This window comes from Runella defluvii (assembly GCF_014195535.1).
In the GTDB taxonomy this organism is placed as follows: Bacteria; Bacteroidota; Bacteroidia; order Cytophagales; family Spirosomataceae; genus Runella; species Runella defluvii.
Window position 1 is genome coordinate 1 of sequence record NZ_JACIBY010000003.1, and the last position, 22,726, is coordinate 22,726.

General features: G+C 44.6%; 20 protein-coding genes and 1 pseudogene. 19 read left to right on the forward strand and 2 right to left on the reverse strand.

Going from position 1 to position 22,726, the window contains the following annotated elements; all coding sequences use genetic code 11:
• The first annotated feature begins 80 nt into the window (after window positions 1-80).
• From pcaDC to FHS57_RS07650, 15 genes and pseudogenes are all read left to right on the forward strand, one after another.
• On the forward strand, window positions 81-1,295 hold the full coding sequence (pcaDC, locus tag FHS57_RS07585; protein ID WP_445508834.1) for a bifunctional 3-oxoadipate enol-lactonase/4-carboxymuconolactone decarboxylase PcaDC: 1,215 nt from the start codon (window positions 81-83) through the stop codon (window positions 1,293-1,295).
• Between the two features lie 47 nt (window positions 1,296-1,342).
• Complete coding sequence (locus tag FHS57_RS07590; protein WP_183972272.1) at window positions 1,343-2,533, forward strand: 4-hydroxybenzoate 3-monooxygenase; 1,191 nt, start codon at window positions 1,343-1,345, stop codon at window positions 2,531-2,533.
• A 206-nt stretch (window positions 2,534-2,739) separates the two neighbouring features.
• Window positions 2,740-4,083 carry a 3-oxoacid CoA-transferase gene (locus tag FHS57_RS07595; protein WP_183972273.1) on the forward strand — a complete coding sequence of 448 codons (1,344 nt, stop codon included), beginning with the start codon at window positions 2,740-2,742 and terminating at the stop codon, window positions 4,081-4,083.
• Window positions 4,084-4,156: 73 nt separating this feature from the next.
• Window positions 4,157-5,644, forward strand: coding sequence for an acyl-CoA synthetase (locus tag FHS57_RS07600; protein WP_183973136.1), 1,488 nt, complete (start codon window positions 4,157-4,159; stop codon window positions 5,642-5,644).
• Window positions 5,645-5,749: 105 nt separating this feature from the next.
• Entirely contained in the window at window positions 5,750-6,118 is a 369-nt protein-coding gene (gene madL / locus FHS57_RS07605) for a malonate transporter subunit MadL (protein ID WP_183972274.1), read from the forward strand.
• Window position 6,119: 1 nt separating this feature from the next.
• The gene (gene madM, locus FHS57_RS07610; protein ID WP_183972275.1) at window positions 6,120-6,878 is read left to right on the forward strand and encodes a malonate transporter subunit MadM; all 759 of its coding nucleotides are present in this window, start codon (window positions 6,120-6,122) and stop codon (window positions 6,876-6,878) included.
• A 5-nt stretch (window positions 6,879-6,883) separates the two neighbouring features.
• Window positions 6,884-8,092 carry a 3-oxoadipyl-CoA thiolase gene (gene pcaF, locus FHS57_RS07615; RefSeq protein WP_183972276.1) on the forward strand — a complete coding sequence of 403 codons (1,209 nt, stop codon included), beginning with the start codon at window positions 6,884-6,886 and terminating at the stop codon, window positions 8,090-8,092.
• A gap of 67 nt (window positions 8,093-8,159) precedes the next feature.
• Window positions 8,160-8,372, forward strand: a complete 213-nt coding sequence (locus FHS57_RS07620) for a hypothetical protein (protein ID WP_183972277.1) — start codon at window positions 8,160-8,162, stop codon at window positions 8,370-8,372.
• Window positions 8,362-8,700: a type II toxin-antitoxin system RelE/ParE family toxin gene (locus FHS57_RS07625; protein WP_183972278.1), complete on the forward strand. Its 339-nt coding sequence runs from the start codon at window positions 8,362-8,364 to the stop codon at window positions 8,698-8,700. The genes FHS57_RS07620 and FHS57_RS07625 overlap by 11 nt, the downstream gene beginning before the upstream one ends.
• A gap of 169 nt (window positions 8,701-8,869) precedes the next feature.
• The gene (locus FHS57_RS07630) at window positions 8,870-10,096 is read left to right on the forward strand and encodes a multidrug effflux MFS transporter (RefSeq protein ID WP_183972279.1); all 1,227 of its coding nucleotides are present in this window, start codon (window positions 8,870-8,872) and stop codon (window positions 10,094-10,096) included.
• A gap of 49 nt (window positions 10,097-10,145) precedes the next feature.
• Complete coding sequence (locus tag FHS57_RS07635) at window positions 10,146-11,381, forward strand: flavin-dependent oxidoreductase (protein ID WP_183972280.1); 1,236 nt, start codon at window positions 10,146-10,148, stop codon at window positions 11,379-11,381.
• 89 nt (window positions 11,382-11,470) lie between these two features.
• Window positions 11,471-11,920, forward strand: a complete 450-nt coding sequence (locus FHS57_RS07640) for a DUF3237 domain-containing protein (protein WP_183972281.1) — start codon at window positions 11,471-11,473, stop codon at window positions 11,918-11,920.
• Window positions 11,921-12,046: 126 nt separating this feature from the next.
• Window positions 12,047-12,733 (forward strand): annotated as a pseudogene (locus tag FHS57_RS31755) (CoA transferase subunit A); the annotation flags it as partial.
• A gap of 72 nt (window positions 12,734-12,805) precedes the next feature.
• The gene (locus FHS57_RS31760; RefSeq protein WP_310586988.1) at window positions 12,806-13,465 is read left to right on the forward strand and encodes a 3-oxoacid CoA-transferase subunit B; all 660 of its coding nucleotides are present in this window, start codon (window positions 12,806-12,808) and stop codon (window positions 13,463-13,465) included.
• A gap of 167 nt (window positions 13,466-13,632) precedes the next feature.
• Window positions 13,633-14,826, forward strand: coding sequence for an ATP-binding protein (locus FHS57_RS07650; RefSeq protein WP_183972283.1), 1,194 nt, complete (start codon window positions 13,633-13,635; stop codon window positions 14,824-14,826).
• Between the two features lie 2 nt (window positions 14,827-14,828).
• Here the strand turns inward: FHS57_RS07650 and FHS57_RS07655 are convergent, their stop codons facing one another.
• Window positions 14,829-15,716: a helix-turn-helix domain-containing protein gene (locus FHS57_RS07655; protein WP_183972284.1), complete on the reverse strand. Its 888-nt coding sequence runs from the start codon at window positions 15,714-15,716 to the stop codon at window positions 14,829-14,831.
• A gap of 146 nt (window positions 15,717-15,862) precedes the next feature.
• On the opposite strand from FHS57_RS07655, the gene FHS57_RS07660 reads away from it, so the two are divergent.
• The 3 genes from FHS57_RS07660 (at window position 15,863) to FHS57_RS07670 (ending at window position 18,459) form a co-directional block, all read left to right on the forward strand.
• Window positions 15,863-16,633 (forward strand): hypothetical protein, encoded by a 771-nt coding sequence (locus tag FHS57_RS07660; protein WP_183972285.1) that lies wholly within the window; start codon window positions 15,863-15,865, stop codon window positions 16,631-16,633.
• Window positions 16,634-16,740: 107 nt separating this feature from the next.
• On the forward strand, window positions 16,741-17,097 hold the full coding sequence (locus tag FHS57_RS07665; RefSeq protein ID WP_229601281.1) for a cyclophilin-like fold protein: 357 nt from the start codon (window positions 16,741-16,743) through the stop codon (window positions 17,095-17,097).
• Between the two features lie 111 nt (window positions 17,098-17,208).
• On the forward strand, window positions 17,209-18,459 hold the full coding sequence (locus FHS57_RS07670) for a PQQ-dependent sugar dehydrogenase (RefSeq protein ID WP_183972287.1): 1,251 nt from the start codon (window positions 17,209-17,211) through the stop codon (window positions 18,457-18,459).
• Between the two features lie 48 nt (window positions 18,460-18,507).
• On the opposite strand, the gene FHS57_RS07675 is transcribed toward FHS57_RS07670, so the two are convergent.
• Window positions 18,508-19,266 (reverse strand): DeoR/GlpR family DNA-binding transcription regulator, encoded by a 759-nt coding sequence (locus tag FHS57_RS07675; protein ID WP_183972288.1) that lies wholly within the window; start codon window positions 19,264-19,266, stop codon window positions 18,508-18,510.
• 275 nt (window positions 19,267-19,541) lie between these two features.
• Here FHS57_RS07675 and FHS57_RS07680 point away from each other — a divergent pair, with 275 nt between their 5' ends.
• Entirely contained in the window at window positions 19,542-22,724 is a 3,183-nt protein-coding gene (locus FHS57_RS07680) for a SusC/RagA family TonB-linked outer membrane protein (RefSeq protein WP_221225569.1), read from the forward strand.
• Window positions 22,725-22,726 lie beyond the last annotated feature (2 nt).

Below are 22,726 nucleotides of genomic sequence, written 5' to 3' on the forward strand. Positions count from 1 at the left end.
CTCTACGCTGTGAATCGGTGTATGGCTAATGTAGGTACCCATCTCAATATAAATTTTAGCCCTTTTAATGAAAACTAAATATGGTCAAGTACTTAGTAGCACTGCTCGTAACTAAGAACAAACTAATTGGCGATTCGGAAAATTCGTCATTCGTAGAACTCGAAATTGTAAAAAAAATGAACACCAACTACCAATTGCAAGGTACGCCCAATAGCCCTGTTTTGATATTTTCAAACTCGCTAGGGTCAGAAATGATGATGTGGGACGAAGTAGTTCCGTATCTATTGCCCTACTTTCAGGTATTACGATATACGACCAGCCCTCAAGATTTAGATAAGCCCTGCTCAATTGGTGACTTAGGTGAACAAGTTATTCAATTGATGGATGAATTGGGCATTGAAAGCGCCTACTACTGCGGACTCTCGATGGGGGGCTTGATTGGTCAATGGCTGGGGATTCATCATCAGCAACGTTTTCATAAAATAGTTTTGAGCAACACAGGGGCTAAAATCGGGAACGACGAGCGCTGGAATGGCCGAATTGAAACCATTACTAAAAACGGAATGCAGGCCATCGTTGATGATACCATGGAACGGTGGTTTACGGAGGCTTTTAGAGAAGCTAATCCAACCCGAGTTGCTGAAACCAAAGCGATGTTTTTACGAAGTGATATTAAAAGTTATTCTAAGTGCTGCGAAGCAATTCGGGATGCTGATTTTCGGGAACAACTCCACCAATTATCGGTAGAAACGTTGGTCATTACGGGCGACGAAGACCCTGTGACAAACGTAGAACAAGCCCAGTTTTTGGTCAATCACATTCCCAATGCGCAACTCAAAGTTCTGCACGCACGGCATTTGGCAAGTACAGAATTGCCCAAAGAATATGCTGAGGTATTGATTGATTTTTTGGTAGGGACATCCACTTATGAGCAAGGGATGCACGTTCGTCGCTCCGTTTTAGGCAACGAGCACGTGGATCGCGCCAATGCCAAAATCAATGACTTTAATGCTGATTTTCAGGATTTTATTACGCGTTATGCGTGGGGAGAGATTTGGACTCGCCCCGACTTGTCGAAGCATAATCGAAGCCTGATTACGATGGCGATGTTGATAGCTCTCAACCGAAAAGCGGAGTTTAAAATGCACGTTAAAGCGGCGCTAAACAACGGCGTGACTGTGACCGAAATCAAAGAAGTTATTATGCACGCTGCGTTGTACTGTGGCTTGCCCGCTGCCAATGAAGCCTTTCATACAGCCGAAGAAGTATTTAAAGAAATAAATGGCACATTCTAAAATATAAAATCATCCTGCCTCATCAGCTTACTGTAAACATTGATAAAATGAAAGTAATCAAAACCCAAGTCGGTATTATTGGAGCTGGGCCTGCGGGTCTGACGCTAGCACATTGGCTCCGTAAACATGGTATTGAATCGGTGATTATCGAAAATCGAAGCCGTGAATACGTTCAAGCACGTGTTCGTGCAGGATTGTTGGAACAAAACACCGTTGATATTTACAAACAGTTGGGCTTGGCCGACCGACTCGTTCGGGAAGGACAAGAGCACCACGGTGTGTATTTAAGTTTTGATGGAAACCGCATTCGGGTGCCATTTGGAGAACATACCAATGGACGAAATATTACTATCTATGGCCAACAAGAAGTGGTCAAAGACCTAACCGATGCGTGGTTGGCGGGCGGAGGAGAACTTTATTTTGAAGCAGCTGCCACTCAAATTGAAGGTTTTGATACTACTTCACCCAAAATCCACTTTGTGCATGAAGAAGCAGCAGGAGTGATTGAGTGTGATTTTGTAGCGGCCTGCGATGGTTTCCACGGAGTAGGTCGTAAAACGTTACCAAAAAATACCTTTAATGAGTTTTCTATTACGTATCCATTCAGTTGGTTAGGGATTTTGGCAAACGTGGCTCCTTCGTCGGAAGAATTGATTTACGCTTACCACCAAAATGGGTTTGCCTTACACAGCCTTCGTTCGGAGAAAGTAAGCCGTTTGTATATTCAGGTTGACAACAATGACCACGTAGATAACTGGTCGGACGACCGCATTTGGGAAGAACTTTCGCTGCGTTTGGGAACGGAGGGTTGGACGCTGAAATCGGGACCTATTTTTGAGAAAAGTATCACTCCAATGCGCAGTTTCTTTACCGATAATATGCAAGCGGGAAGATTTTTTTTAGCGGGTGATGCAGCACACATTGTGCCTCCAACGGGCGGAAAAGGACTTAACTTGGCCGTAGCCGACGTAAAACATTTGGTGGATGGCTTTGTGGATTTTTACAAAAACAACTCCATGAAACTATTGGATGCTTATTCGGACATTGCGTTGAGAAGAATTTGGAGAGCGCAAGATTTCTCCAACTTTATGACCACGCTTTTTCACAAACAAGATGCACACGGGTCGTTTCAGTATCACTTACAAAAGGCGAAGTTTGATTACATCAGTATCTCAAAAGCCTACGCGACTACCATTGCCGAAAATTACGTTGGACTGCCTTTTGAGGCGTTTGAGTAAATTGAGTACTTTGAAGTTTTACCCGCTGATTGGCGCAGATTGAGAACCGCAGATAAACGCCGATTAGTTGCATCATTAAGTTCTTTTCAGCGAAAATCTGCGTTTGTATGATTCAGCGAGTTTCTGCGGGTCAAACAAATGAAATTATTTACTTAATAACGTATCAAGCGGGTTTGAAATATCCATTCTCCAACTATCATAACAATATGAAACAAGTACCCATTATAGACCTTCACACTGCCGCTAGTATGGTGAAAGAAGGGGATATTTTGCTGCAAGGCGGTTTTGGAATGACGGGTAACCCTGTCCATCTCATGCACGCTTTGGCCGAAATTGGGACTAAAAATCTGACATTTATTGGCAACAATACGGGAGAGCCTGGCTTAGGAGGAGGGCGCTTGCTACGCAACGGTCAACTCAAAAAAATGATAGGCTCTTTTTTCACCTCCAACCCCGATGCCGTTAAGGCGGCACAGTCGGGGGCGGTGGCGTATGAGTTACTTCCGCAAGGAACCTTGGCCGAGGCGCTTCGAGCGGGTGGAGCAGGTATTGGTGGATTTTATACCCCTACGTCGGCGGGGACGCTTATCGCCCAAGGGCGTGAAACCAAGGTCATTGACGGTGAAGAGCAGGTGTTTATCAAAGCCTTACGGGGAAATGTCGCGTTTATTCGGGCGTGGCGGGCCGATACCGCAGGAAACTTGCAGTACCGAATGACCGAAAATAATTTCAACAAAGCGATGGCTACTGCTGCCGATTTGGTGATTGTAGAAGTGGAAGAAGTAGTTCCCGTGGGCGAAATTGCGCCCGAAAACGTACATACGCCAGGCTGTTTTGTCGATTACGTTGTGGTGGCAAAACTTACCTTGGAAGACTTGGGGACGTCTGCCTCGGTTTCGTCGTCTAAAAAAGTGGATGAAAGCCGTATGAACATGGCCAAACGCGCATTGGCCGAACTCCAGAAAGGAAACGTTGTCAATTTGGGTATTGGAATACCAACATTGGTGGCCGATTTAATCACCGAAGAACACGGTATCATTTTGCACACCGAAAACGGAATGTTGGGCGTTGGCCCCGTGCCTACCGACGGCGGCGGTGCGATGGACTACCCTGTCAATGCGGGAAAGATTCCTGTCACAGCCCTAAAAGGAAGTAGCTATTTTGACAGTGCTGATTCCTTCGCCATGATTCGCGGTGGGCACATCGACGTGGCTATTATGGGAGGGTTAGAAGTGGACGAAGCGGCGAATTTGGCCAACTGGGCCGTGCCAGGAAAGCCGTTGCTGGGCGTAGGTGGAGCAATGGATTTGGCCAAAGGGGCTAAAAAACTTATCATTACCATGACCCACACCAACCCCGATGGTTCTTCTAAAATTGTGCCTCAATGCACTTTACCCCTCACAGCATCGGGGGTAGTGGATATGGTAATTACAGAATTGGCGGTGTTTGAATTTCCGAACGGTAAACTTACGTTAACGGGCTTAATGCCAAACGTCACCCTCGAAGAAGTAATTGCCAAAACAAGTGCTAACTTTGAGGTAGCATTATAAATTTCAACCGAGGTTTTGAGAAACCTCAATGTCGGTTATTGTAACCGACTTCACCCAAACATTTTTATCACAAATGTTGAACATTACGGCCAATGCACTTAAAAACCCTGCCAAAGAGGCGATTGTTGCAGGAGAAGAAAGTTATAACTACCAAGCATTAATCGACGCCTCAAGGGCTTTTGCACACCAACTTCTTGAAACTTCTGATGACTTGAAGGAAACTCGCGTGGCCTTTATGGTATCGCCAAGCTTCGATTACGTGCGTGTACAGTGGGGAATCTGGTTGGCGGGAGGCGTTGCGGCGCCCTTGTGCATTACGTATCCGCTGCCATCGTTGCAGTATGTTATTGAAGATACCCAAGCCGAAATAGTGGTCGTTGGCCCTGAATATGCCGCTTTGTTAAAAGACTGGGTCTTGGAAAAAGGCTTGCGTTTTATTGTATTGAGTGAAGAAAAAGAAGCAAATGGTTCACCAGCGGGGCTGCCAACGTTGGAAAAGAGTCGTCGGGCGATGATTTTATACACCAGTGGAACGACGAGCCTTCCCAAAGGCGTGGTGACGACCCACGCAAACCTCGAAGCCCAAATTTCAACCTTGATAAAATCTTGGAAATGGAGCGAAAACGACCACATCGTATGTGTGTTGCCGTTGCACCACGTCCATGGGATTATCAATGTCGTTTCGTGTGCATTATGGTCGGGAGCGACGGTGCAATTTTTGCCGTCATTTTCCGCTGAAGCGTTGTTTGAGCTTTTTTTAGCGGGGAAAGTCAACTTGTTTATGGCTGTCCCGACGATTTATTTTAAACTCATTTCTTATTGGGAAGGTTTGCCTGCTGAACGTCAACAAGAAATCACCGAAGCGCTATCGAAGTTTCGTTTGATGGTATCGGGTTCGGCGGCATTGCCTGTAACGGTGATGGAAAAGTGGAAAACAATAAGCACGCACACGCTTTTGGAACGCTACGGTATGACCGAAATCGGAATGGGAATTAGTAATCCGTACGACGGCGAACGCAAAGCAGGATACATCGGAAAGCCTTTGGCGGGGGTGAAAGTTCGGTTGGTGGACGACGAAGGAAACGAAGTAAAAGGCCGTGCTGCGGGCGAAATTCAAATAAAAGGCAATAACGTTTTTCTGGAATATTGGCGTCGTCCCGAAGCGACGCAAAAAGCATTTACCGAAGATGGCTGGTTCAAAACGGGAGACGTAGCCGTTAAAGAAAAAGGCTATTACCGTATTTTGGGGCGCGATTCGATTGATATTATTAAGTCGGGAGGATATAAAATTTCGGCGCTCGAAATTGAAGAAGTACTTCGCACTCACCCTGCCATCAAAGATTGTAGCGTGATTGGCATTCCCAATGAAGAATGGGGTGAGTTGGTCGTAGCAGCTATCATCACCGACGGCGTAGCGGTCGATTTGAAAGAATTGAATACGTGGATTCGGGAAAAAATGCCTGCGTACAAAACCCCGCGTCAGTATAAAATAGTGGATGATTTTCCGCGTAACGCCATGGGGAAAGTGACCAAAAATGACTTGAAACCGTTGTTTTTGTGAGACCACCTGAATATTCCTCTAATTCCAGCCTTTAGGCTGGAATTAGAGGAGAATAATCATAATTGCCTAATTTTCAAATTCTCAAATTGAATTAATTCCTGCCCCATGGTCATTTACGGTGTCGCCCTTTTAGCATTTTGTTACCTCGTCGGACAAGTCGTCGGCGAATACCTCGGAAGTTGGTTGGGGGTAGAGGCCAACGTCGGCGGGGTAGGTTTTGCCATGCTTTTGCTGATTGTCGTCAACAGTTGGTTAGAAAAGCAGGGAAAACTGGATAACTTGACACAATCTGGTATTCAGTTTTGGAATCAGATGTACATCCCGATTATCGTAGCAATGGCCTCTATCCAAAACGTCAAACTCGCCGTTTCGAGCGGAGCGGTGGCCTTGTTGGCTGGAGCGTTGCCCGTTGCCGTTTGTTACTTTATGATTCCTTATTTGACCAAAGCCTTTAAACCTTCAACGGAACAATAAGATGGAAATACTTCTCAAGTTTTTGGAAAAAAATGGGTTAGTTGTTGCGTTTTTGGTGGTTGGGTTAATGATTTTAGTGGCTGATACCGTATCCAAGCGATTGCTTAATAAAAAAGTGCCAACCCCAGCGGTGGCCATCGTTTTTGGATTACTATTAGCGTATGTAGGAGGTACGATTTCGGGAGGGGAAAAGGGCATTGCCGATGTGAAACTTTTTTCGGGGATGGGTCAATTGGGTGGTTCCATGTTTCGCGACTTTGCGATTGTTTCCACGGCGTTTGGAGCAAGTATTTTGCTGATGCGCAAATCGGGGATAGTCGGAGCTATTTCGTTGATAATAGGAATTATCGTTGCGTTTTCCGTTGGGTTGAGTGTCGCGTGGGTCATGGGCTACCACGACGCCGTCAGCCTCACTACCATTGGGGCAGGTGCCTGTACGTATATCGTAGGCCCTGTGACGGGGGCTGCCATTGGAGCGAGTTCGGAAGTGATTGCGTTGAGTATCGCCACGGGTGTCGTAAAAGCGACAGTAGTAGCTATTGCCACCCCTTTGCTCGCCAAGCGTATAGGCTTAGACAATCCGCACACAGCCATGGTATTTGGGGGAATTATGGGAACAAACGCAGGCGTAATGGCTGGATTAGCCGCTACTGACCCCAAATTAGTGCCTTATGGCGCACTTACAGCTACTTTTTATACGGGACTTGGATGCTTACTGTGTCCTTCCGTTTTTTATCTCATCATAAGAACAATCGTATAGTTACTATGAAAGACGCATTTATCATAGATGCCATTCGTACTCCGATTGGTAGCTTTGGTGGCAGTTTGTCACCCGTAAGAGCCGATGATTTAGCGGCCTTGCCCATCATTGAATTGATAAAAAGAAACCCTTCGATTCCAACGGAGGTGATTGAAGATGTCATTTTGGGTTGTCACAATCAAGCAGGGGAGGACAATCGCAACGTAGCGCGAATGGCTTTGCTTCTTGCGGGACTTCCCTACACAATTCCAGGCGAAACCGTCAACCGACTGTGTTCGTCAGGAATGTCGGCGGTAGTGCACGCCAACCGCGCCATCAAAGCAGGTGACGGTGAGGTGTTTATTGCTGGAGGAATGGAACACATGACGCGTGGGCCTTGGGTCATTTCAAAGACCTCAAAACCCTTTGGGAATGATGCTCAAATGTTTGATTCGAGTTTTGGCTGGCGTTTTGTTAACCCCAAAATGCAAAAAATGTACGGAACCGATGCCATGGGCGTAACGGCCGAAAACTTGGCTGAAATGTACAACATTAGCCGCGAAGACCAAGATTTGTTTGCGTTGCGTTCTCAGCAAAAAGCAACAGCCGCACAGCAAAATGGGATTTTAGCGGAAGAAATCATTCCCGTTGAAATGACTGACCGCAAAGGCAATGTAACGGTTTTTGCCAAAGACGAATTTATCAAGCCAAACACTACTTTGGAAGGATTAGCCAAACTAAAACCTGCCTTCAAAAAAGAAGGTGGAACGGTTACGGCGGGGAATGCTTCGGGCTTAAACGACGGGGCAGCGGCCATGTTTATTGCGTCGGAAGAGGCTGTAAAAAGCTATAATCTCAGCCCCAAAGCGCGTATTGTTAGCTCGGCGGTGGTGGGAGTTGAGCCTCGGATTATGGGAATTGGGCCCGTGGGTGCTTCGCAAAAAGCCCTTCAAAAAGCAGGATTGACGCTCGATGACATGGCGGTCATTGAGTTTAATGAAGCGTTTTCGGCTCAATGTTTGGCCGTTTCGCGCAACCTCGGATTGGCCGATGACGACGCCCGTATCAATCCCAACGGAGGAGCCATTGCCCTTGGGCATCCGCTTGGTATGTCGGGGACGCGTATTGTGCAAGCGGCAGTAAATCAGCTTGTTCGTACTAATCAGCGTTATGCCTTGGCTTCCATGTGCGTAGGCGTCGGCATGGGTTATGCCGTAGTGATTGAGCGGGTGTAGTGGGGGGAATGTGAGGCTTGAATTGTTGAATTTGTTTGTTAACTTTGAAAATTAACATTCAAAAATCATGTCACAAGCACACGCCTTATACGAACTTTACACACATTTGCCTGAGAAAGAAAAAAAGCGTTTCAAACAGCTCATAGATAAAAATGAGAAAGTAGAAGTGTTTTTAGAAGGGGTTGAGCAGGGGTTAAAAGAAGTAAAGCTCATTCAAGAGGGGAAATTACCTCGCCGAACATTTGCAGATTTAAAAAGGGAAATAGCGAATGAAAAATGAGGTTTTTACAACTCCTTATTTTGACAATCGTTTTAAGAGGCTTGTTAAAAAGTTTAATTCTCTTGATCAAGATGTAGAGCAGCTGGTTAATGCACTTCTTGAAAATCCCAAAATTGGTGAGGCACTGGGGGCTGGGCTTTATAAAATTCGATTGGCAGTAAAAAGTAAAGGAAAGGGAAAAAGTGGCGGATTTAGGGTGATTTCATACCTTTTTGAAGAAACTGAGCAGGGATGTATCATTTTTCTGGTAGCGATTTATGATAAATCAGAGGAAAGTACCGTCACTAAAAAGGCCCTACTTGAAATCGTAAAGGATGCATTTGAGTAAATTGCTGATTGATTCTGCATAAAATAAAGCGTATTTCGCCTAACCATTTTTTGACTAATTATTGGAAATTTGCACTATTCCAATAATTAGTCATTTTTGGTTTAATTAAACCTATGAGGTTTCTGATTCGGACGATTACAAAACCTCATAGGTTTACAACCCCCTCTCCATGACAAAAAAACAAGAACAAAACATCATTTTATTATTAGGAGCGCTGCAAGGAATTGGCCCATTCTCGACCGATATGTACTTGGCGGCTTTTCCTACCATTGCCCAAGAATTGAACGTAACCATCGCCGAAGTCGCTTATTCGATGAGTAGCTACTTCGTTGGAATTTGTTTGGGACAACTTCTCAATGGTCCGTTAGTTGACCGTTTTGGGCGTAAAAACCCATTATTGCTGATGTTAGGCGTTTATATCATAGCGAGTATTGGCTGTTCGATGGTCAATTCCGTTGAAGGATTAATTGTACTCCGCTTTTTTCAAGCCATTGGAGGAAGCATGGGAATGGTGGCCAATCGCGCCATTGTTCGGGACGTGTTTCCTGCCAACCGCTTGGCACAGGTTTTCTCTACCATGACGTTGGTGATGGGAATTGCCCCCATCATTGCGCCTTCGGTGGGTGGATTTGTCGTGGTTTGTTTGGGGTGGCGGGCTATTTTCTGGGTATTGGCGGCATTTGCTAGTCTCATTTTGGTTTTGGTTTATTACTTTTTGCCCGAATCACGCGGAAAGGACCGAAGTGTATCACTGAAACCCAAAGCTGTTCTAACGGACTTTTATTCCATTTTACAAAACCGCGCGTTTTTAGGTTTCACCTTAATGGCTGCTATGAACACGGCGGGAATCTTTGCCTTTATTGCCAATGCACCTTTTGTTTATATGAAATTGCTGGGGCTCAACGAACAGACCTTTGGCTGGGTATTTGGTCTTAATGCCGCTTCTTTTGTTGTTGGAAGCCAGCTTAATCGTTGGTTATTGAAATACCATTCCAGCGAAACCATTGCTAAAAGAGGCTTGCTGGTACAAGCGGTAATGGGCGTTTTTTTGGTGATAGTTGTGGCATTTTCGTACCTTTCGTTGGGTTCGTTGATGAGTCTAGTGGCCGTTTATACGTTCTGTTTAGGCATGATAGGAGCCAATGCGATGGCCTTGGCAATTCTCCCTTTTTCCAAAAATGTAGGTTCGGCCACGGCATTGTTGGGGAGTTTTCAAATGGGAGCGGGGGCGGTTGCCTCGGCTATTTGTAGCTATTTTGATGACGGTACGGCCATGCCTATGGTGAGTGTCATGGCAGGAGTGGCATTCATTGGGTTAGCTGGATTAGGGTTTGGTTCTAATTATAGTCAACCATTCGACAAAAATGACGAAGCGGTTTTCGCGGGAGACCATTGATTTTTTATGCTTTTCAAAAATCAGACTGCCTTATTTTAAAGATTAATTCATGAAAATTATTATTATCGGCGGAGGAATTGGAGGACTTACCACCGCGCTTTGCTTGCACAAAGCTGGTTTTGATGTTAACGTTTTTGAATCGGTCAAAGAGGTAAAACCCCTTGGCGTCGGCATCAACACGCTGCCTCATTCGGTACGAGTACTCACTCACCTTGGTTTGCAAGAAAGGATGGCAAAAAATGCCATTGAAACCACCGATTTGGTGTATTTCAATAAGTTTGGGCAGCAGTTTTGGACGGAGCCTCGCGGACGTTTTGCGGGCTATAAATGGCCGCAATTCTCCATTCACCGTGGTACGTTACAAATGCTTTTGTGGGAAGAAGCAAAACGGGTTATCGGTGAGGATAAGCTCATTTCAAACCACCATTTGTCTCATTTTGAACAGGATGAAAAAGAGGTAAGGGCGATTTTTACCAACCGTGAAACGGGAGAGATTATTCGCCAAGAAACGGGTGATGTTCTGATTGGTGCTGACGGAATCAACTCCGTTGTTCGTCAACAACTGTACCCCAACGAAGGCCCGCCTGTTTATTCCGAAAACGTCCTTTACCGAGGTACGACTCGTATGAAACCATTTTTGAATGGCACGTCGATGGCGATGATTGGAAGTATGCAGCAAAAAATGGTCGTGTATCCCATTGACCCTACGCCCGACGAAAATGGAGATTTGCTCATCAATTGGGTGGGAAATTTGAAAGAAGGAAAATCGAAACTCACCGCACGCGACTGGAACCGCGAAGCTGACAAAGCACGATTGGTGGAAATTTACAAAGATTGGACGTTTGATTGGCTAGATGTTCCTGCGATGATTAACGGTGCTAAAGCCGTGTATGAGTTTCCGATGAGCGACCGTAACCCGCTCGACCGCTGGACGTTTGGGCGTGTAACCCTTTTGGGAGATGCGGCCCACCCGATGTACCCAATTGGTTCAAACGGAGCATCGCAAGCGATTTTAGATGCTGATTATCTGATGGAATGTTTGCTCAAATTTGAAAATCCATTGGAGGCGTTAGAGGCTTACGACCAAGAGCGAGTTCCTGCCGCCGCAAAAGTGGTGCTGCAAAACCGCGCCAAAGGCCCCGACCAAATTATGGATATGATGGAAGAGCGTTTTCCACAAGGGTTTACCCCCGATGAAGTCCCGCATGAGGAACTGGAGCAAGTCATGGATCACTACAAAAAAATAGCGGGTTTTGATGTTCAGACACTAAATCGGAAAGGATAATGGAACCGCAAAACTGTAAAACCGAGAAATTTAAAACTGAAAAAGTGAATGAATACAAGGGTGAATAGGACTTTGAACAAAAAATAAAGATGGAATTAGAATTTGCATTTGAGTTGCGGGTAGAGGTTGCAGATATACAGTTTATGGGCGATACCCACCGTGGCAATCGTCGTATGATTCCAATTACGGGTGGAACGTTTGAGGGCCCTGCCATCAAAGGAAAGGTTCAAGCAGGAGGATACGATTGGCAGGTAATTCGTACGGATGGGGTAGCGGAGTTGGATGCCCGTTATGTGCTTCAAACCGATGATGGTGCCTTGATTACGATTGTTAACCAAGGACTTCGGCGAGGGCCTGCGGAGGTGATGAAACGTTTGTCGGAAGGAAAGGAAGTTGATCCGTCGGAGTATTATTTTCGCTCCATTCCCGTATTTGAAACCGCCGACCCCAAGTATGTATGGCTGTCTCAATCGGTGTTTGTAGCAACGGGAATTCGTAAGCCCGATAAAGTGCTGATTCAGGTCTATAAAATAAACTAACGCCATTCGTGGGTCGTTTAACAATCAATGGTATCGGTCTGACTACCGTCTGACCGTGAGCCAAAACAGGGTCAGACGATAGTCAGACCCAATTGTATCCATAAACAGATTAACAAAGACTAAACCATGATAAATAAAGTAGTAAGTGGCGCGGCTGAGGCCGTGGCAGATATAAAAGATGGGGCCATACTAATGCTTGGAGGATTTGGTCTGTGCGGTATTCCCGAAAACTGCATCTCAGCATTGGTAGAGAAAGGAGTGAAAGAACTGACCTGCATTTCCAACAATGCGGGAGTTGATACCTTTGGAATTGGCTTGATGCTTCAGCAGCGACAGATTAAAAAGATGATTTCGTCGTATGTCGGTGAAAATAAGGAATTTGAACGGCAATTGCTTTCAGGTGAGTTGGAAGTGGAACTGATTCCCCAAGGAACATTGGCCGAACGTGTACGGGCAGGGGGGGCAGGAATTCCTGCGTTTTTTACCCCCGCAGGTGTAGGCACCGAAGTAGCCGAAGGCAAAGAAGTACGAGAGTTTAACGGAAAAAAATACTTGCTGGAATCGTGGTTACGCGCCGATTTTTCGATTGTGAAGGCTTGGAAAGGAGATACCTCTGGGAATTTGGTCTTTAGAGGCACTGCTCGCAATTTCAACCCCATGATGGCCGCAGCGGGGAGTATTTGCATTGCCGAAGTGGAAGAGCTTGTTCTTGCGGGTGAACTTGACCCCAACGAAATTCACGTTCCAGGGATTTATGTGCAGCGGATTTTTGAAGGGAAAAATTACGAAAAACGGATAGAGCAACGGATCGTCAGTATTCCAACTTCTGAAAAGGAAGCTCTAACTCCCTCCCTACAGGGCGGTTCGCCGGTGCGAAGGGAAGGGGTGGGGTTAGACAAATTTGGCATCGCCAAACGCATTGCCAAAGAACTCCGCGATGGCTATTACGTCAATTTAGGCATTGGAATCCCCACGTTAGTTGCCAATTATATCCCCGAAGGAATCAATGTAGTACTTCAATCCGAAAATGGTTTGCTCGGTATTGGCCCATTCCCGACGGAAGAAAACGTGGATGCAGACCTCATCAACGCAGGCAAACAAACTGTGACCATGCAAGCAGGTTCGTCGTTATTCAGTTCGGCGGAGAGTTTTGCCATGATTCGCGGCGAGCACGTGGACTTGACGATTTTGGGTGCCATGGAAGTGGCCGAAAACGGAGACATCGCCAACTGGAAAATTCCTGGTAAAATGGTAAAAGGGATGGGTGGCGCGATGGACTTGGTAGCTTCGGCCAAAAACATCATTGTAGCCATGCAGCACGTCAATAAAGCAGGAGAGTCTAAATTGTTGAAACGCTGCACGTTGCCACTGACGGGCATCGGCTGCGTCAAAAAAATTGTGACCGAACTCGGGGTTTTTGAAGTAGTGCCTGAGGGAGGCTTCAAATTGCTCGAAATAGCCCCTGGCATTACGGTCGAATACATTCAATCAGTCACGGAAGGCAAGCTAATCGTTGAAGGCGAAGTGCCTGTGATTGAGGTGTAGCGAGATTTTTATGCACGCAAAGGCGCAAAGCCGCAGAGGTTGGCGCTGTGACTTTGCGCTGTGCGATTAAAAAATTGAGTAAAAATTTGTGGATATTTGAAACCTAACTTGGAGTTGTTTTCATTATAGTGAAAATTAATTTACTTTTACAGTAAAGTTTTATTATAATGAAAGTACTTAGACGAGAAAAATACCTCCAGCAAATTAGACCTTATATCAATAAGCCGCTTATAAAGGTGCTGTTAGGTCAGCGGCGGGTAGGGAAGAGTTTTTTGCTACAAATGATTGCCGACGAACTTTCGGCAAGTGGTGTGCAGGTGATTTATATTGACAAAGAAAACTATGAATTTGATGCCATTATTGACTACCGATCCCTCAACGATTACATCATAGCCAACACAACTCAATCAAACGTAGCTATTATTATTGATGAGGTGCAAGAGATAAAAGATTTTGAGAAATCGCTACGTAATTTTTACAAAAGACCCAATGTTGATATTTATGTCACAGGAAGTAATGCTAATCTGCTTTCGAGCGAATTGGCTACCCTACTCAGTGGTCGCCTTATTGAAATAGAAGTGTTTCCGTTGGACTATCGAGAGTTTTTAGAACTCAATGAAGCCGAAAACAATGAAATTAATTTTGAGAAATTCTTACAATTTGGGGGATTGGCAGGTCTTTCAATACTACCAGAAGATAGCAGAATAAAGCGTGAATACTTACAAAATATCTATAATTCGATTTTGTACAGAGACATCATCAAACGTAATCAAATACGAAATGTGGCTTTTTTGGAAAACTTGGTCAACTACATTGCCGACAACGTAGGGAGTCAACTTTCTGCAAAAAAAATCAGTGACTATCTCAAATCACAGCAAATACAAATATCCATCAATACGGTAATTGATTATCTCAAATTTTTGGTAGATGCGTTTATTGTACGTAAAGTAAAAAGACAAGATATAAATGGTAAACGAATCTTTGAAGTGGGCGAAAAGTACTACTTTGAGGATATCGGTATCCGAAACAATATTGTTGGTTTCTCCCCAAAAGATATTCAAAAGGTGTATGAAAATGTAGTGTTTAATCACTTAAAATCAAGTGGTTATGACGTAAAAACAGGGGCCTGGACCGATAAAGAAATAGATTTTATCGCCACTAAAAATCAGGAAATAAGTTATTTTCAAGTTGCGTACTTACTCCACGAACAAGCTACTATTGACCGAGAATTTGGTAACCTACTGCTTATCAATGATAACTACCCAAAATACGTTATTAGTCAAAATAGCTTTGCTACGACCAATACCTACAAAGGGATTCATCACCTCACGTTGCGGCAGTTTTTATTTGACTTTAGCTAACTTTAATTCAACCCTCGATACTCCACAGGACTTACCCCCACTTTTTGCTTAAAAAATCGGGTAAAATGCTGCGGATATTTGAAACCCAATTCGTAGGCTATTTCGCTCACCGATTTGCTGTTGTCGAAGATGCGTTCTTTGGCTAAATCTATCAAGCGAAGCTGTATGTATTCTAAAGCTGTTTTACCCGTTTGTTTTTTTACCAAATCACCAAAATAATTGGCAGAGAGATGTAATTCATTGGCAAAGTATGCCACCGAAGGTAAGCCGTTGAATTTTAGTTCTTCACCTTGAAAATATTCATTTAGTTTTTGCTCAAATTGTTCGATAATTCCGTGATTTACGTGTTTCCGCGTGATGAATTGGCGGTCGTAGAAACGGCTACAATATTTCAATAACAATTCAATGTTGGCCACGATGAGTTTTTTGCTGTGGGCATCCATATTTTGCTTGATTTCCAATTCAATATTTGCAAAACAAATATCCACCAAGTTTCTTTCTTTCTCCGAAACGTGCAGTGCTTCGTAAGAATCGTAGTTAAAAAAGGTGTATTCGTGAATTTGCTTGCCTAAGCTCGTTCCTTTGATTAAATCGGGATGAAAAATAAGGGCAAGGCCATAGGGTTGATGCCATTCGCCTTCGGGTTCGGAGGTAGTAATTTGCCCTGGAGCAAAAAAAATAATGCTTCCTTCGTCATAATCATAGTACCTCAAGCCATATCGTAAGTCGCCACATTTGCTGTCTTTGATGATGATGGCATAGAAATCCATTCGAAATTTGTCTCGCTTCAAAGGGTTGCCTTTGCTCAAATCCAGCACACTGATGAGCGGGTGTAAAGTAGGGTGATTGAAGGTTTCATTATAGGTTTTTATGCTATCATAAATAATCATCGGCTTGGTATTTTTTTACCAAATCTACATCCTTAAATGTTGAATTGGAATACCATCGGTAAAATTGGTAGGTAAAACAGTGAAATGTATAAAAGTTATCCTAAATGCTCACGCTAACTTTGCAAAAAATAAATAAATACCTGTCAATGAATTGTTTAACGAATTTTCTTTTTCTGTTTCTATTTATTTTAACCTCTTTACTTAGCATCGGACAAACGCCCGATAGCCCTAACAAGACCGCTACTTTTTCGGGATCGGTGGGTTTAACCAACAATGGATTTTCTATCATTCCCTCGTTTTCTCTGAATAGCCCAGCCATTGTAAGTACGTTATCGTTTCGCAAAAAAAGATTTAGTTTCGACCCTGACATTCGGGTGGCTTTGGATGCCAAAAATGGCGGTTTTCTCTGGTGGTTTCGCTATAAATTGATTGACCAGAAAAAGTTTGGTTTTAGGGTAGGAACACATCCCGCTTTTACGTTTATAAAACGACTAGACACCGAAAACGGCAAAACTACCGAAATAACCGAAATGCTACGATTTCTTGCGTTTGAGGTTGTGCCGAGTTACCAAATCACGCCCCACGTTGGGGTAAGTGCTACGTATTTACAAGGAAACGCTTTACAAAAGCATGGGCCACAGCTCACGAGGGTATTGTTTCTGAATACCAGTTTTACTAATCTCAAATTGAGCCAAAACTTTCGATTAAACCTATTCCCTACCATCTTTTTCTTGCATACCGATGGCTATCGAGGTGATTACTTTACCCTCACGGTAAGTGTGTCGCACCAAAAGTCGCCTATTAGTTTACAATCTACCATCAACCAAACATTCAAATCAAATGTCCCAGGTAATAAGGATTTTATGTGGAACGTAACGTTGAATTATAATTTCAAACGATTTATCAAAAGAAACTGACCTCTATGATAAAATTTAATCCTTTCTTGTTATTGACAATGAGCCTATTGTTGGCCTTTTGTCAAAAAGAAAATCAATCTACAATCAGCCCCTCAATTGAGTTGAATATGAAGAATAAAATCAATGTAAAAATCGGTAATAAAACCTTCACGGCAACCCTTGCAGATAATGCCACGTCCAAGGCTTTTGTTGCTCAATTGCCGTTGGCTATTAATATGTTAGAGTTGAATAATAACGAAAAATACGCCGATTTGCCAACGACCTTGCCAACCAACGCCTCTGTTCCGTCGAGTATTCAGGTAGGTGATTTGATGCTGTACGGTTCTCGTACGTTAGTGTTGTTCTACAAAGGATTTTCTACCTCTTACAGTTACACCAAAATCGGTAAAATTGACGATACCATAGGACTGCAAGCGGCTCTTGGAGCGGGGGAGGTGAAGGTGAGTTTTGAGGTGAAGGAATGATTGAAATCGTATAATTTCCCTCCTTTCTAATCACTAAATCAAACAAGCTCGTCGTTACTTTCGTTAATATACCAAAACATGATTCTGGTTTTACTCTTAAAATTAACGAACATGAAAACCACCACACCACTCGCTATCATTGTTGTAGCTCTCGGTTTATTAAGTGCTTGTACGGAAAAACAAAACGATGACGGAACCACGGCGAACGTGCCTGAGCCCGAACTTCCCGTCGCTTCGCAACCCGTTGAAACCAATCCTGCCAATACGAGCTATCAACCCGCTTTTTCGGGACAAACTCGGGCTGGAGGAGTGAAAACCACCACGCCATATAAAGTTACCCTTTTCACGTCTGCGCTTAGTGCGCCTTGGGGCATTACTCCGCTGCCCGATGGTCGATTGTTGGTCACCGAAAAATCGGGAATGATGCGAATCGTTACGACTTCGGGAACGGTCAGCGCGCCTATCACGGGTATCCCAGCCGTCAACGCAGGCGGGCAAGGGGGCTTGCTTGGGGTATGCGTTTCGCCGTCGTTTGCCACCGACCGAATGGTTTATTGGGTATTCTCGGAAAATGTAACGGGGGGAACTGTCACCGCTGTGGCAAAAGGAAAATTAGCAGCGGGCGAGACGGCCATCGAAAATGCAACCATCATTTACCGAGCAAATCCTGCGGCAAACAGTACCTTGCATTATGGTGGCCGCATTTTGTTTGATAAAACGGGACATTTACTGGTCAGTACGGGCGAACGCTCTAACTTAGCTACCCGTCCGCTGTCGCAATCGGTTTCGGGGGCGTTGGGGAAAATCGTTCGCATCACAACCGATGGTGCAGCTGCCTCGGGCAATCCAACATTTAACGGAACAGGGGCTTTGCCTGAACTATTTAGCATTGGTCACCGAAATCCGCAAGGCATTGCGCTGCATCCAACGACGGGAGAGTTGTGGCAAAGCGAACATGGACCACGGGGCGGGGATGAAATTAATCGGGTGCTGCCAGGTGCAAATTACGGTTGGCCTACCATTACGTACGGTATCGAATACGGTGGACAAACCATTGGTTCGGGCATTCAACAACAAAATGGAATGGAACAGCCCGTTTATTATTGGGATCCTGTTATCTCTCCCAGCGGCATGACTTTCTACCAAGGCAATCGCATTCCCGAATGGCAAAACAACCTTTTTGTAGGTGCGTTGAGTGGTCAACACATTGCCAGACTGGTCATTGCCAACAATAAAGTCACGGGTGAAGAGCGTCTTCTTACTTCTGAAGGACAACGGTTTCGGGACCTTACCCAAGGAACGGATGGTGCGCTTTATGCGATTACCGACGGGGGAAGAATGTATAAAATTGACAAAGAATGATGGAATATAACCGTTGTTTACTTAAAATTCAGTCTAAAACTCCCCCTCTTACAACACCTTCAATTTGCTATTTTGGTACGCCGCCATCATAGCCGCATCGGCGGGAAGTTCGGTGATGAGGAAGTCAATTTCGTCCAAATCGGCGATTTTCATCTTCATTACCGAGTTTAATTTTTCTGAAATTGCCAAAATCGCCACCTTGTCAGAGGCTTTCATCATGGCTTTCTTCACCTGTACGGTTTCCCAGTCAGAATCCGTTAAACCCGTTTGTACATCAATGGCGTTGGTACCAATAATACATAGGTCGGCTTTCATCTCCGAAAGTCGGTGATGTACTTCACCTCCCACCGACATCTGGCTGTAGCGCGACAATTGACCCCCAATCAGGATAATTTCAAGGTTAGGTTTGTCCAGCAACTCCACAGCAGTGAGCGGGTTAACCGTCATGAACGTTGCCGAAAAATCATCGGGAATGAGCTTGACAAATTCGCGAATGGTGGTTCCGCCGCCAATGATGACCAACATTCCTTCCTTCAGTAAATTGAGCGTTTTGCGGCCAATAATTTCCTTCTGAGAATGTGCGTAGGTCTCTTTGAGATTGGAGGTATGGTGGTATGCCTTGGACATGGCACCTCCCCGAATCTTAATAATTTCTCCCTCTTCCGAAAGCTCATTGATGTCTCTTCTAACAGTATCCTCCGAGACATTGAGTTTATCCACTAACTCATTTAACGAAATACGCGTATGGACGTTGATTTCTTTCAAAATCAGGTCCTTCCGCTCTTTTTTAAGCAGATTGACAGGCATTTTATTGCAAAAAATTAACAAACGATTGTACGATACAAAGATAGGCAAAATTCTAAATGGCTACTAAAGCTTTAACTAGAATATTGCAAAAACAGCAAAAATAGTAAGTAAAAATACGCACTATGCGGGATTTGGTAAAATTTAATTGCAAATTTTGCGGTAAATAAATAATAATCTTTTAACATTGTGCAAATATTGCGAATATTTAACGCTATTACTACTAACACCTTGTTCTTATCAAACTGTTTTAACTCTATATGAAAAAAAATCGACTTATGAAGCAAAATCAACGCTATCTGTGGCTTTCGCTGGCAGGGTGCTTGACTTTTAGCCCTTTTGTCCCTTCCGAAGCGCATGGGACTGGAAGGGAGAATTTGCAAAATGCTGCAAAATTTGCGGCTATTGGTGAGCTAAAGGGCACTGTAGTGTCCGCAAAAGACGCAACGCCCGTGGTGGGTGCTTCGGTAATTGTGAAAGGAAATCAGCGAATTGGTACAAGTACCGATGCAGAGGGTAACTTTAAATTAACCCTTCCCGAAGCACTAAATACCACAAACGTAACTATTGTGGTGAGTTTTATTGGTTATGAACCCTACGAACTAACCCTTAGCCCCTCGCAAACGTCTGTTACAGTGCAACTTAAAGAAAGTGCGCAAGAGCTCGCCGAAGTAGTTGTCACTGCCCTTGGTATTAAAAAGGATAAAAAAGCGGTGTCGTATTCGGTCACCGAGATTGCGGGGACGGGTTTTACGCAAGCCCGAGAAAACAACGTTGCCAATGCCCTGACGGGTAAAATTGCGGGGGTCAATGCCACAGGTTTATCGACGGGGCCAGGCGGATCTAGTCGTGTCGTAATTCGTGGAAATGGTTCATTGACAGGCAATAGCCAGCCTCTGTACGTAATCAACGGGATGCCGATTGACAACAGCGTACCAGGTGGAAGCTCGTTGGTCAATGGTTTAGGGACAAAAGCAGGTACCGACCGTGGGGATGGGATTGCCGCCATCAATCCCGACGATATTGAGTCGATGACGGTGCTCAAAGGCGGCGCTGCGGCAGCACTGTATGGTTCTCGGGGAGCCAATGGGGTTATCTTGATTACCACCAAAAAAGGGAAATCTCAAAAGGGAGTTGGGGTAGAATACAACGGTACTTTTACGATGGAAAACGTATCGGTATTCCCTGATTTTCAGTACGAATACGGCCAAGGCGACGGTGGCGTAAAACCTACCACACTCGCTCAGGCACAGGCTACGGGTCGTCGTTCGTTTGGGTCAAAAATTGATGGGTCAACGGATTATGTAGCCGCCGACGGAAAAACGCACCCTTATGTTGCCCAAAAGAATAATTTAAAAAATTTCTACCAAACGGGCATTAATCTTACCAACTCAATTGCGCTGTCGGGTGGAAACGATGCCGTAGTGTATCGTTTATCTGTGTCTGATTTGGATGCTAAAAGTGTGTTGCCGTCCAATACGTATAACCGTAAATCGGCCAACTTGAGCATCTCTGCCAATTTGAGTAGCCGACTCCGCGCAGAGGCCGTGATGCAATATAACCGCGAACAGGGCCATAACCGCCCGATTGCGGGGGATGCTCTCGGAAACCCCAACTGGATGGCTTATGAAGTGGCCAATACGGTGGACGTTCGCTGGCTGAATCCAGGTCATGATGCCAACGGAAACGAAATTTTCTGGAATGACGCAGGAATTGTGACCAACGGGTATTTCTTTATCAATAAGTTCAAACAGACCGATACCAAAGATCGCTTTATTGGGCAAGCGTCGGTGTCGTACGATCTCTTAAAAAACCTCACGCTGAAGGCAACGACTACGCGCGATTTTTACAATTATAATTTCACGAGTATCATGCCAACGGGCGGACAGTACATTCCGCAAGGGCAGTACGACGGCATCAAGTCGGATGTATCCGAGACCAACAGCATGGTTACGGCATCGTATAATACCCGTTTTGGGGAGTCGATTGGTTTGTCGGCGTTGGCAGGAGCCAATACGCGCCAATTTGAAAACAATCAGTTTGATTTCTTTGGCCAAGGTTATACCATTCCGTATTTCTACAGTTATTCAAACTTAGCAACGTCCATTGCTACACCTGTTGCCAGTAAAATAAAGACCAATTCGGTGTTTGGGTCGGTGGATTTGGATTTGAAAAATAGCTGGTTTGTGACATTGTCGGGTCGTCAAGACTGGTTTTCGACTTTGAGTCCAAAAAATAACCGTATTTTTTACCCAAGTGTTGGGACAAGTTTGATGCTCTCGGATATTGTTAAAATGCCAGATGCCGTGGATTTCTTAAAATTGCGGGCTTCGTGGGCGCAAGTAGGTGGTGGAGGTCCTGATCCTTACGCTATCAACCTTGCCTATAGTAGCGTGCCAAGTGCTAGTTCGGTGCCATTGCAAAACGTAAGCTCCAATTCTATCACCAATGCCGAGCTTAAACCCTTTACTTCTACCACGACTGAGTTTGGTTTTACAACGCGTTTGTTTGGCGGACGAATCAACATCGACGCGGCTGTTTACAACAAAAAATCAACCAACGACATCGTAAGTGTGCCTATTTCGGGGGCTTCGGGTTATACGAGTGCGATTTTGAACTCAGGAGAGTTGAGCAACAAAGGGATTGAGTTGTTGATTGAAGGAACTCCGATCAAATCAGCCAACTTTTCGTGGAATACAAGCTTCAATTTTGCCTATAACAAAAGTGAAGTCTTAAAATTGGCCGACGGGATTTCGACCTTCTCCATTGGAAACTCAGCAAACGGTAATGCGTTTATCAACAACCAAGTAGGAATGCCTTTTGGCGGAATTTATGGATACCGCATGAAGAAGGATGCGGCAGGGAATATCATTTACGATATCAACTCAAACCTTCCGTTGCAAACCGACAACAACCAGTACTTAGGAAATGGCGTACATCCTTATACGATGGGCTTGACCAATACCTTTAAGTATAAAAACTTTACGTTCGATGCCTTAGTGGACGGAAAATTTGGCGGTAGTATTTTCTCCGTGATGGAGGTGTATGCTACGCGTTTGGGTTTGATGAAATCTACCTTGCCAGGACGAGAAAATGGATTGGCTTTGAAAGGGGTAACGGCCAAAGGCGATGCGTATGCCTACACCGTTCCTGTGGCTAACTTACGCAGTGCTTACTACAACAACTTGAACCGTTATACGGAGCTATTTGTCCACGACGCAAGTTTTGTTAAGCTACGCCAAATCATCGTTTCGTACAACTTGCCTGCGGGGCTACTGAAAGCAGTTGGCGTAAAATCGGCAAGTGTGTCGTTGGTGGGTCGTAATTTGTTGATTCTCTTTAAGAAGACTGACAACTTTGACCCAGAACAAGGACTGACCAACGGTTCTGCTCAAGGAATTGAGTCGATTGGCTTGCCGCGTACACGCTCGTACGGGATTAACTTGAACCTGAAATTTTAACC